This window comes from Streptomyces laculatispora, assembly GCF_017353455.1.
GTDB lineage: Bacteria > Actinomycetota > Actinomycetes > Streptomycetales > Streptomycetaceae > Streptomyces > Streptomyces laculatispora.
Window position 1 is genome coordinate 1 of sequence record NZ_JAFMPZ010000342.1, and the last position, 11,565, is coordinate 11,565.

10 protein-coding genes are annotated in these 11,565 nt (G+C 70.3%); 2 read left to right on the top strand and 8 right to left on the bottom strand.

Going from position 1 to position 11,565, the window contains the following annotated elements; all coding sequences use genetic code 11:
- A partial coding sequence (locus J1C73_RS18425; protein ID WP_207317370.1) for a L,D-transpeptidase occupies positions 1-1,088 on the top strand: 1,088 nt, incomplete at its 5' end.
- A 227-nt stretch (positions 1,089-1,315) separates the two neighbouring features.
- Here the strand turns inward: J1C73_RS18425 and J1C73_RS34995 are convergent.
- The 4 genes from J1C73_RS34995 to J1C73_RS18445 all read right to left on the bottom strand — a co-directional run bounded on the left by J1C73_RS34995 (position 1,316) and on the right by J1C73_RS18445 (position 7,133).
- A complete protein-coding gene (locus J1C73_RS34995; RefSeq protein ID WP_242644352.1) occupies positions 1,316-2,371 on the bottom strand; it encodes a helix-turn-helix transcriptional regulator in 1,056 nt (351 codons plus the stop codon).
- 485 nt (positions 2,372-2,856) lie between these two features.
- Entirely contained in the window at positions 2,857-3,519 is a 663-nt protein-coding gene (locus tag J1C73_RS18435; RefSeq protein WP_207317371.1) for a 4'-phosphopantetheinyl transferase family protein, read from the bottom strand.
- Positions 3,516-4,364: a metallophosphoesterase family protein gene (locus J1C73_RS18440; RefSeq protein WP_207317372.1), complete on the bottom strand. Its 849-nt coding sequence runs from the start codon at positions 4,362-4,364 to the stop codon at positions 3,516-3,518. Before J1C73_RS18440 ends, J1C73_RS18435 begins: the two co-directional genes overlap by 4 nt.
- 60 nt (positions 4,365-4,424) lie before the next feature.
- Positions 4,425-7,133 carry an AAA family ATPase gene (locus J1C73_RS18445; protein ID WP_307797724.1) on the bottom strand — a complete coding sequence of 903 codons (2,709 nt, stop codon included), beginning with the start codon at positions 7,131-7,133 and terminating at the stop codon, positions 4,425-4,427.
- Between the two features lie 266 nt (positions 7,134-7,399).
- Between J1C73_RS18445 and J1C73_RS18450 the strand changes: the two genes are divergently transcribed.
- On the top strand, positions 7,400-8,014 hold the full coding sequence (locus tag J1C73_RS18450) for a TetR/AcrR family transcriptional regulator (RefSeq protein ID WP_207317374.1): 615 nt from the start codon (positions 7,400-7,402) through the stop codon (positions 8,012-8,014).
- Between the two features lie 96 nt (positions 8,015-8,110).
- On the opposite strand, the gene J1C73_RS18455 is transcribed toward J1C73_RS18450, so the two are convergent.
- The 4 genes from J1C73_RS18455 to J1C73_RS18470 form a co-directional block, all read right to left on the bottom strand.
- Entirely contained in the window at positions 8,111-8,380 is a 270-nt protein-coding gene (locus J1C73_RS18455) for a PqqD family protein (RefSeq protein ID WP_123461751.1), read from the bottom strand.
- Positions 8,381-8,766: 386 nt separating this feature from the next.
- Positions 8,767-9,531: a thioesterase II family protein gene (locus J1C73_RS18460; RefSeq protein ID WP_207317375.1), complete on the bottom strand. Its 765-nt coding sequence runs from the start codon at positions 9,529-9,531 to the stop codon at positions 8,767-8,769.
- Between the two features lie 19 nt (positions 9,532-9,550).
- Positions 9,551-9,784: an acyl-CoA carboxylase epsilon subunit gene (locus tag J1C73_RS18465; protein WP_123461753.1), complete on the bottom strand. Its 234-nt coding sequence runs from the start codon at positions 9,782-9,784 to the stop codon at positions 9,551-9,553.
- A 21-nt stretch (positions 9,785-9,805) separates the two neighbouring features.
- Positions 9,806-11,416, bottom strand: a complete 1,611-nt coding sequence (locus tag J1C73_RS18470) for an acyl-CoA carboxylase subunit beta (RefSeq protein ID WP_207317376.1) — start codon at positions 11,414-11,416, stop codon at positions 9,806-9,808.
- Between the last annotated feature and the right edge of the window lie 149 nt (positions 11,417-11,565).

The window sequence follows — 11,565 nt, forward strand, 5'->3', positions numbered from 1 at the left end:
GGGCGAAGACCGGCGACACCAGTGCCTCGCAGGCGGTGGTGAAGGTCGCCCCGAAGGACGGTGCCGACTCCGTCGCCACCAGCGGGGCGCTGAAGATCTCGGCCGAACAGGGGAAGCTCTCCACGGTGAAGGTCTCCGACGCCAAGGGTGCCGAGGTCGAGGGCAAGATCGCGGCGGACGGCGCCAGCTGGGAGCCGGACCAGCATCTGGCCTCGGCGACCAAGTACAAGGTCCACGCCGTGGCCAAGGACGAGAAGGGCCGTGAGTCGGCGAAGGACACCGCCTTCACCACGCTGGTCCCGCAGAACACCTTCATCGGGCAGTACACCCCGGAGAACGGTGCCACGGTCGGCGTCGGCATGCCCGTCTCGATCCACTTCACCCGCGGCATCACCGACCCGGAGTCCGTCGAGAAGGCCATCAAGGTGACGGCCGAGCCGGCCGTCGAGGTCGAGGGCCACTGGTTCGGCAACGACCGCCTGGACTTCCGGCCGCAGGACTACTGGGCCGCGGGCACCAAGGTGACCGTGAAGCTCAACCTCGACGGCGTCGAGGGACGCCCGGGGGTCTACGGCAAGCAGGTCAAGACGGTGTCGTTCACCATCGGCCGCCGGCAGATCAGCACCGTGGACGCGAGCTCGCACCGGATGAAGGTCGTCCGCGACGGCAAGCAGGTCAAGGACATCGCGATCTCCGCGGGCGCCCCGGCCACCACCACGTACAACGGCCGGATGGTCATCAGCGAGAAGCTCCGGGTGACCCGGATGAACGGTGACACCGTCGGCTTCGGCGGTGAGTACGACATCAAGGACGTGCCGCACGCGATGCGCCTGTCCACGTCGGGCACCTTCATCCACGGCAACTACTGGGGCGGTTCGGGCGTCTTCGGCTCCAGCAACACCAGCCACGGCTGCGTCGGCATGATGGACGCCCGCGGCGGCGGCGACCCGGGCACCCCGGCGGCCTGGTTCTTCAACAACTCGCTCATCGGCGACGTCGTGGTCGTGAAGAACTCCCACGACAAGACGATCCAGCCGGACAACGGCCTCAACGGCTGGAACATGGACTGGTCGGAGTGGACCAAGTAGCCCTGGTCCGTGACTGACGGCGGCCCCCGGGACCACACTGTGGCCCCGGGGGCCGCCGTTGTCACAGGCGGAGCGGCACGGAGCGGCACGGAGCGGTATTTCGGCACGTATGCGGTACGTGCGTAACGGTCCGGTTCGTTAAGTGGGTGATGTTCCGGGCGCATATGCCGAGTGCGGGGGCCCTTCCGCGGCCCGGGGATTATCCGACAGGTCGGACTCTTTTCCTGTCACGGCTCTCCCGGCGGTGGAAAGGGATCGTCGACCAGGCCTGCCCGGGTCAGATGAACACCGGCCTGAAAGCGGCTGAGAGCTCCCTGTTCATCCATGATTTCAGCGATATGGCGACGGCACGTACGGACCGATATGCCGAGCCGGCGGGCCACCATTTCGTCCTTGTGGCCCATTGCGAGAAGACGCACTATTGACTTCTTGAGGTCATCGATTGTGTGCGTGGTGTTCTTCGCGTCGGGAATGAGCGGGCTCGCGGTGTTCCACAGGTTCTCGAAAGCGGCGCAGGCGAACGCGACCACGGCCGGGTTCCGCACCGCGGCCGCCGATGTCACGCCGGCCCCCCGGGAGGAGTCCGTGGAGTGGGGCAGAACGAGCGCTTCGCGGTCGAAGGCGACGAGCGGATCGATCAGTTCCGCGCTGGTCCTGACCTCGGCCCCGTGCTGGGTGAGCTCCCGCACCAGGGCGCGGGTGACCAGGTCGCCGCGGATGGCGTGCTGGTAGATCAGCCGGGCCCGCACCCCGCGGGCGAGCAGATCCAGGGCGATGGTCCGGGCGGTCGGAAAGGCCTGGCAGGGGCGGGCGCCACTGGGCAGGACGAGGAGGAGTTCCTCCCGGCAGTGGGCGCTCATCTCGTTGATCAGCGCGTGAAAGGCCGCGGCGTCGGCGGGATCGCACGCCGGGGGAGGAACGGCGGAGGGCGGACCTGCCCGGTCCGGTCCGTTCTCCGCGAGGTCACCGGTTTCGCCGTCCGTGTGACGTTCGTGCAGCTCACGTTCGCGCAGCTGAGCTCCGAGCGCCCGTGCCAGCAACGCCCCCGTCTCCTCCGCGTCCACCGGGGCGATGAGTTCGCCCGCGGCGGCAGCCGACCGGATCAGGCCCAGGAGCCGCAGTACCCGCTCCGCGCCGATCGACTGCTCAGGACTCAGGCTCAGACCCTCGGCGACGACCTCGCGCTCGAATCGGGTCTCGTCCCCGCTGAACCGATGTGTTGATGCGCCGCGGTCCTGTGGTGTGAATTCCCCAAGCGAGTGGGAGCCTCTGGCTGCCGGCATTCGCTGCTCCCCCCTTGTGCCCGCAGGTCGGTGGGCTTCGACTCTAGGGTATCTGGATTTCGTGAAGAGAAATGGAGCGTGAATTCGCTCACGAGTGATCCGAGGGTAAGGCTGTGCGGTGGAGAGAGGAGGTGCGGAAAGTTTCGAAAAGGTTGTTGGAAATTGAAACAGCAGTGTTCGGGGAGTTGCCTCGGCGGTGCCGAGTCAGGAAAAATTCCCCTCATGTCGAATTGCCTGTAAGGGCAATCGGAGCGGGCTGGGTCGATCATGAGCGTAACCGAGAGGGTTGCGCATCGAACATTATTTACTTAATGAATGCATTTCATTTACCGTCCCTTTACTTGCGTTCGGGTCGTGACACCGTTTGGGTTTGCCGTATGCGGGGAAGCGGTTAGTTGAAGGTTTTCCCTGTTTCCACCGTGCGGCAAGCCGCGCGCCGCGGACGTGCTGACGGAACGCGGCAGTGCGCGGACCGGCCGTTCACTTCACGCGGGCAGGGCGATCGCGGTCAGGACGAAGCCGCGCCCCACCGACCAGTGCCCGCAGAACGTGTCGTGACGTTGCCCGGCCACCTCGGGTCCCGGCACCAGCAGCCGCGCCGAGAAGGTGCCCGCCGGGTCGAAGTCGAGCTCCGCCTCCGTGAAGTCGAGTTCACGCCGGGTCAGCGGATACCAGGTCTTGAACACCGACTCCTTGGCGCTGAACAGCAGCCGGTCCCCGCACACCTCCGGGCGTCGCCGGGCGAGTGCGGCGAGCCCGGCTCGCTCGCGCGGCAGGGAGACGACCTCCAGTACGCCGTCGGGCAGTGGCCGATTCGGTTCCGCGTCGATGCCCAGTGACGCGATGGCCCCGGTGCGGGCGACTGCCGCCGCGCGGTAGCCGGCGCAGTGGGTCATGCTGCCGGTCACGCCGTCCGGCCAGCTGACCGCGCCCCGCTTCCCGGGCAGCAGGGGCGCCGGCGGCAGGCCGAGTTCGTCCATCGCGCGCCGTGCGCACAGCCGTACGGTGGTGAACTCGGCGCGGCGGCGCGCCACCGACCGGGCGATCACTGCGGTCTCCGCCGGGAAGAGCCCGCAGCCCTCCCGGGGCGACAGATCGCCGAACACGCCCACGGCGGCCACCTCCGCGGGAAGTATGGCCTCGATCATGCCGCGTGCTCCGATGCGGGCCGGGGCAGGATCTGGCGCAGCGGGGAGCGGGCCGGCCGGGAACGCCACTCCCTCGGGTATCCGATCGACACCTCCTCGAAGCGGACCCCGTCGTGCCAGGTGACCCGGGGGATGTGGAGGTGGCCGTAGACGGCGGCGACCGCGCGGAAGCGCCGGTGCCAGTCGGCGGTCAGCTCGGTGCCGCACCACTGGGCGAACTCGGGGTGGCGCAGGACCCGCGTCGGGTCCCGCACCAGCGGATAGTGGTTGACCAGGACCGTGCCGTGCCCGGGGTCGACGGCCGCGAGCCGCTCCTGCGTGAGGGCGACCCGGGCCCGGCACCAGGCGTCCCGCGACGGGTACGGATCGGGGTGAAGCAGGAACTCGTCGGTGCACACCACCCCCGATTCGTGGGCCACGCGCAGGGATTCCTCTTTGGTGCGGGTCCCGGGGGCGAGGAAGGAGTAGTCGTACAGGACGAACAGGGGGGCGATCGTGACGGGCGCCTCCCCGCCGTGCCAGACCGGGTACGGGTCCTCGGGGGTCAGTACGCCCAGACCTCGGCACAGCTCGACCAGGGCCTCGTAGCGGGCGGCGCCGCGCAGCGTGACGGGGTCGGCGGGGTGGGTCCACAACTCGTGGTTGCCAGGGGCCCAGACGACCTGGGCGAAACGCTCCGCGAGGAGTTTCAGCGCCCAGGCGATGTCCTCGAACTTCTCGCCTACATCCCCGGCGACGAGCAGCCAGTCGTCGTCGGAATCCGGCCGGAGCGACTCCGTGATGCGCCGGTTCTCCTCATGGGCGACGTGCTGGTCGCTGAGAGCGAGCAGCTTTCCGTGGGTCACCGAGGCCAGTCCTTCCAGTCCGTGCCGGGTCGCGGTCCACACCGGGCCCGGAAGCCCCGATCAGACGGCTTCGGCCGTGGAGACCGCGAGGTGCAGGTCCACCGGCAGGTCCTGCCGGCGCGTGATGTTGAGCTTGCGGTAGACGCGGGTGAGGTGCTGCTCGACGGTGCTGACGGTGATGTGCAGCTTCAGGGAGATCTCGCGGTTGGTGTAGCCGCTCGCCGCGAGGGTGGCCACCCGGCGCTCGGAGTCGCTCAGCTTCGTGTCGGTATCGGAACGGTACTCCTCCGGGGCGCCACGCCGGTGCATCCCGTCCTCCGGACCGAGTTCCGGGCAGATCTCCTCGCGCAGCGACTCGGCACCGCACTCCCGGGCCAGGTTCCAGGCCCTGCGGATCACCGCGTCCGCCCGTGCGGGCTCGGAGACCGCCCGCAGCGAACGGCCCAGCGCGGCGAGTGAACGGGCCAGCTCCACCCGGTCGCCGGAGCGGCTCAGCTCGTCGACCGACTGGTTCAGCAGGGCGAGTTGCTGGCGAGGATCCGAGGTCACCGCGCGTAGACGCAGGCTGATACCGCGTACCCACGGCCTGCGCGCGTCCGGGTCGGCGAACTGCTGCTCCACGAGCGCCTTGGCCCGCTGCGTCTCACCGAGCCGGAACAACGCGTCGGCCGCGTCCGTGCGCCAGGGCAGTATGGCCGGCCGGTCCACGCCCCAGCTCTTGGCGAGCCGGCCCGCTTCCAGGAAGTCGCCCAGTGCGGCCTGGAGTTGATGCGTCGCCATCAGATAGAGACCGCGGGCGCGCAAGTAGGCGAGACCGTGGGTGCTCTTGAACAGCGTGTCCGCGACGGGCTGGTGGAGCTGCCGGGCGACCGCCGCGTGGTCCCCCATGAGGGTGCGGGCCCGGATCAGGGTGGCCGTCGGGCTGCCGATGAACGCGCTGCTGCTCTGCTCGGGCAGGCAGTCCAGCGACCGGCGCGCGTACTCCTCGGCGGCGTGCAGATCGCTCAGGCGCAGCAGTACCGCCGCGAGCGCCGAGGAGAACAGGGCCTGCCAGGCGGGGGCCTTCTGCCGCTCGGCCTCGGCGATCAGCTCGCGGCAGCAGACGGCGGCCCGTTCGGGCTGACCGAAGTAGGAGAGGGACCGCAGGGCGCGCATGACCGGTTCCAGCGTCTCGTCGGTGAGGACGGTCGTGCGCAGGAAGCGTTCGGCGGCCGTGGTCTCGGCGCTGTTCTCGGCGTCGGCCGCGGGTCTTCCCCCGCCGGGTTCTCGCGGATTCTCGGCCCGGACACCGGAAGCGCCCGCCGTCTCGGCCGGGCGGGGTCCGTATCCGGTCCCCGCGTGGCCCCCGGCGCCGCTCGCCGCGGTATCGCTGAGGATCATGGACATCACCTCGGCCGCCTCGGCGATCCGGCCCTGGGAGGTGAGGAGTTCGGCCAGCGGTGCCAGGCGCTCGGCGGCCAGCCGGCCCGACCGGAGCACGGCGAGCGGGGCGGACAGGTGCTTCTCCGCCCGGCCCGGATTGACCCGCCAGGTGACGGCCGCGAGCCGGGTCTTGATGTCGGCCCGCTGCTGTTCGTCGCGGCTCAGTTCGTGGGCGAGTTCGAGCGCCTTCGTCGCACGGACGGAGTCGCCGTGGGCCAGCAGGTCCTCGGTGGCCTCCCGCAGCACGTCCACGGCCCAGGGGACGGCGGTGAGCGATCCGCCCAGCTGGGTGGCGGCGAGCAGGTGCCCGGCGACCCGGGTGACGGATTCGCCCTCCAGGTGCAGGAGTTCGGCGGTGCGCAGCTGCAGGCCGGCCAGCACGCCGGCCGGCACCTGATCCAGGATCGCCGTCTCGGTGTGCGAGTGCGGGAAGCGGTGGCCGTTGAGAATCCCGGAGGCGGACAGCGAGGCGACCGACTGCGCGGCGGCGAAGGCCGGGACGCCCAGGAGCCTGCCGGCCCGTTCCGGTGTGTAGGCGTCGCCCAGTACGGCGAGCGCCGCGCCGAGGTCCAGCATGTGCGGCCCGCTGTGCCGCAGACAGGTCAGGACGGCCTGCCCGAACAGCCCGCCCTGCTCGGGGCGGAAGGCGTCGGTGCCGGTCGGGGCGGAGCGGTACTCCTCCAGGAGCGCGCGCAGCAGCAGCGGGTTGCCCCCGCTGATCGCGTGCAGCTCGCCGGAGAGCGCCTCGCGCGGGGTGGTGCCGTGGGAGCCGGCCGCGACGCGTCGGCATCCCTCGGGGCTCAGCCGCCGCAGCCGGATGCGCCGCACGTTGCGGCTGCGCAGCAGCTCCGTACCGAAGGCGGCGTCCTGGCCGTCCTGGTGGAGGGGGGTCGTGAGCGCCAGCAGCATCCTGGTGGAGCGGCAGTGCCGGACGATGTGCTGGAGATAGCGCAGGGACGCGCTGTCCGCGTGGTGCACGTCGTCGACGGTGATGATCAGCGGAGTCGTGGCGCTCAGCCGCTCCAGCGCCGCCTGGAACTTCCGCATCGCGCTGACCTGCGGCTGGCCGTCCGGTGCCGTGGAGACCTCGGGGAGCGCGCCGGCCGGTGCGTCCCCGGTCAGCTGTCGCATCAGGCCGAGCGGCAGCTCCCGTTCGGTCGGTGAGCAGAACGCCCGCAGCGTCAGCTCGTCGCCGGTTTCGGTCCAGTCGGCGAGGGTGTCGATGAGCTCACTCTTGCCGCATCCGGCGGCTCCCTCGATGAGGACGATGCGTGCCGCGCCGTTCCGGCACTCATCGAGTGCGGTGCGCAACGCCTGGACTTCCGGCTCTCTTTCGGCAAATTCCACTCTGTCCCCCGAACGCCACGCAGCAGATTGACTTGTCCCGGCATTGGGAAAATGCCTCATTGGAACGCGTGTGGCGTATATGGAACGCGTGTGCGTACGCCACACGCCTACGAGTGTGGCGCACGCTCGTCGCATCCTCTAGTGGCCACAAGCTGCACGCTCGGGAGGCGGTGGAGCGTTCGGCGGTCACGGTCCAACGCTTGCCGGTTCTGGGGGAGTTCGGTCGGTCTAAGATGCCCCGACGACTTCGAGGCAAGGGTGGTGCTGTGGGTCACCGTGAAGATCTTCTGGAAGGTGCGAAGCGCTGTCTGCTGGAGAAGGGGTTCGCCCGTACGAGTGCGCGCGACATCGTGGCGGCATCCGGAACCGCTCTGGCGTCCATCGGCTACCACTACGGGTCCAAGGACGCCCTGCTGGTGCAGGCGTATGTCCAGGCGATGCAGGAGTGGGCGGACGAGTTCGGGCCGGGCACCGCGATCGGGGCCGACCTCGAATCCGCCTCTTCGACGATCGAGCGTTTCGAGATGGTCTGGAACCGCATCGTCGAGATCTTCCCGGAGCGCAAACCCCTGTGGGCGCTGAGCGTGGAGGTCGCCGTGCACGCGGAGAACCTGCCCCAGATGCGCGAAGGGCTCTCCAGGGCGCAGCCGTTCGGCTGGTCGGCGCTGGTGGCGCTCTTTCACGGCGTGGACGAGAGTGAGGTCGACGAGCAGATGGCGGTCACCCTCGGCCGGTTCTACGCCGCGCTGCTCAACGGGGTGATGTCGCTGTGGCTGTTCTCGCCGGAGACCGCGCCCTCCGGGCGTGATCTGGCCGAGGCGATGCGGGCCATTCTGGTGCTGCACCAGGGTGCCGCCGCCGGCTCGGGCCCGGTCGCCTGAAAGGGGCGTGGCCGAGGCTGCCCGAACGGGACGCGAGAGGGGTTCGAGGGGGCGATCGGGCGCCCGGAAGAGGGGCGGGCGCCGCGCCGCCGCCCCTCAGGGTTCGTCGCGGACCAGGCCGGCGTCGCGCAGCTCGCTCACCCAGATGTCCATGTCGGTACGGGTGTTCTCCGGGTCCGTACACCACAGCTCGGCCAGCATCTCGGCCGCCGGGCCGAGTTGGCCGTTGTGCTGGCGCAGCGCGATCCACATGGCTGCGGCGACGGGGCTGCACCGGTAACTGGCGCCGTCCGTCGCGGTGAGGAATTCGAGGCACCCGTCCTCGGTGACGCGTGAGGTGACGCCGTGCTCTGGTCGTACCGGCACTCTGGCCTCCGTAGTCGATAGCCGGTCGGTGACGGCCAACCATGGGAAGGAGGCGTGACCGTGTACGCGGGGCGGGATGGGATGTCTGTCAGGCCGGTGCGCTCACGGGCGCCGACCGGGACTGCCTCGCACATCGGCTCTTGAGGGCAGACTGCCCGATGCCGCGATAGACGTTAGTCTAGTACGGTCGTCTAGATTCTGGTGAGGGAAGCGCAACTCTGTCCGGATTGCATTGGACGGGGCATGAAACACACATGCCCCGGAGGTGGCTCCGGGGCATGCGGCAGGGGGTTTCCCGAGGCGGACGCCGGTCCGGGCGTCCCCGTACGGCACTCACACGCGGGCGACCGGGCGCGCGGGCCGGACAGCCAGTCGCCCCCGGCGGCTCACGATCCCACCGCCCGCCCCCTCATGCGCGCGCGGATCAGGTCGAGGACCGGAGCCACGTGCGAGTCCAGGAAGAAGTGCCCACCGGGGAACACCTTCAGCTCGAACGACGCCGTGGTGTGCTCGCGCCACGACGCCGCCTCGTCGACGGTCACCTGCGGATCGTCGTCACCGGCGAGCGCCACGACATCCAGGCCGAGCGGTGGTCCCGGCCGGTAGCGGTAGGTCTCCGCGGCCTTGTAGTCGCTGCGGACCGCCGGGAGGATCATCCGCAGGATCTCGGGATCGGCCAGCACCGCGGAATCGGTCCCGCTCAGCTGGCTGATGTCGGCGATGAGGCGGTCGTCGTCCGCCAGGTGCACGGTCTCCTCGCGCACCCGGGAGGGCGCCCGGCGGCCGGAGGCGAAGAGCGTGTCCGGCGGTGTCCCCGCGGCCTCCAGCCTGCGGGCCACCTCGAACGCGAGCGTGGCCCCCATGCTGTGACCGAACAGGGTCAGGGGCACGTCCCCCCAGGGGCGCAGCTCCTCGACGACGAGGCCGGCCAGCTCCTCGATGTCCTCGACGCAGGGCTCGTTCCTGCGGTCCTGGCGCCCCGGGTACTGGATCGCGAGCACGTCGACCGCCGGGGACAGCGCCCGCGACACCGGGAAGTAGTAGGTGGCCGATCCGCCCGCGTGCGGGAAGCAGACCAGGCGGGCGCGCGCCTCGGGTGCCGGATGGAAACGCCGGATCCAGGGTCCGGTCTCCCGGGAGTCGTCCGTCATCAGTGCTCCACGTCCTGTCTCATCGTGCCGCCCAGCTGCCGGGCGGCCGGTAGTGCAGCGGTGCGCTCCACCGGGGTGCGGCGCCGGGAGGGGCGTCCGGACCGGTCGCCGGGGCGCGGCGCAGGCTCAGCAGCGCGGCGGTCACCGCGGCGATCTCCTCGGTGGACGGTGCGCCGCCGAGGAAACGCAGCGCGGGTCCGGTGCGGTCCGGGCCGGTGGGCCGGGCTGTCGGGGCGTGGCGGAGAGCGGTCATGCGGGTCACTCCTCACAGGTCTCAGGTCGGGGGGTTGCCGTGCTTCCGGGCCGGGACCGGTGCGTCCTTGGTCCGCAGCATCGCGAGGGAACTCGCCAGCACCGCACGGGTCTCGGCCGGATCGATCACATCGTCGACCAGGCCCCGCTCCGCCGCGTAGTAGGGGTGCATCAGCTCCTGCTGGTACTCCTTGATCCGCTGCTCACGGGCCGCCGCGGGATCAGGCGCGGCAGCGATCTCCCGGCGGAAGACGATGTTCGCCGCGCCTTCCGCGCCCATCACGGCGATCTCGTTGGTCGGCCACGCGAAGGACAGGTCGGCGCCGATGGACCGCGAGTCCATCACGATGTACGCACCGCCGTACGCCTTGCGCAGGATGACCTGGACGCGGGGCACGGTCGCGTCGCAGTAGGCGTAGAGCAGCTTCGCCCCGTGCCGGATGATGCCCCGGTGCTCCTGGTCGGTGCCGGGCAGGAAGCCCGGCACGTCGACCAGCGTGACCAGGGGGATGCTGAACGCGTCGCAGGTCTGGACGAACCGCGCCGCCTTCTCCGAGGCGTGGATGTCCAGCACCCCGGCCTGCGAGGCGGGCTGGTTCGCCACGATGCCGACCGTGTGGCCGTCCAGCCGGGCCAGCGCGCAGATGATGTTGGTGGCCCACTGTGCGTGGACCTCGAAGAAGTCCTCGTCGTCGACGATCTCCCGGATCACCGCGCGCATGTCGTACGACTGGTTGGCGTGGTGCGGCACCAGGCTCAGCAGGCTCTCGCACCGCCGGTCCGCCGGGTCGTCGGTCGGCGCCTCGGGCGGTAGTTCGCGGTTGTTCGCGGGCAGCAGGGAGAGCAGGTGCCTGACCTCCTCCAGACACTCCGCCTCGTCGTCGTACACGAAGCCGGCCGCGCCGGAGACCGTCGCGTGCACCTCGGCCCCACCGAGCTGCTCGTGCGTCACCCGCTCGTTGGTCACGGCCTGGACCACGTCGGGCCCGGTGATGTACATCTGCGAGATGTCCCGCACCATGAAGACGAAATCGGTGAGCGCCGGCGAGTAGGTGGCACCGCCCGCGCACGGCCCGAGAATCACACTGATCTGGGGAATCACCCCGGACGCCCGCACATTGCGGCGGAAGATCCCGCCGTACCCGGCGAGCGCCGTCACACCCTCCTGGATGCGTGCCCCGGCGCCGTCGCTCAGTCCCACCAGCGGTGCGCCGGAGGAGAGCGCCAGATCCATCACCTTGTGGATCTTCTGCGCGTGCGCCTCGCCCAGCGAGCCGCCGAAGACCCTGAAGTCATGCGCGTACGCGAACACCGTGCGGCCGTGCACCTGGCCCCACCCGGTGATCACCCCGTCCCCGCTCGGCCGCCGGTGCTCCAGGCCGAACCCCGTGGACCGGTGCCGCCGCAGCGGCTCCACCTCCTGGAACGTGCCCGCGTCGAAGAGCAGCTCCAGTCGCTCCGGAGCCGTCAGCTTGCCCCGGGCGTGCTGCTGTTCGGTGGAGCGCGGACCCATTCCCTCGCGCGCCGCGCTCTTCAGCCCGGCCGCCTGGTCCACCAGCGAGCGCAGATCCGGCCGGGGCGCCGCGGAGTTGTCGCCCACGCTGTTCGACGGGGCGTCCTGAATCACTGTCATGGTCCCACCCATCCATGGCTCGACGGTGCGCGGCGGGTTCCACCACCGGCGCCGGAATCCGGATAACCGTCCCTCATTGAAGACCCGGCGCGGCCGCGTGCCCTCCCCTAAGTTGTCCGGCACCCCCCTTAAGGGCTGTCCGCGAGGCC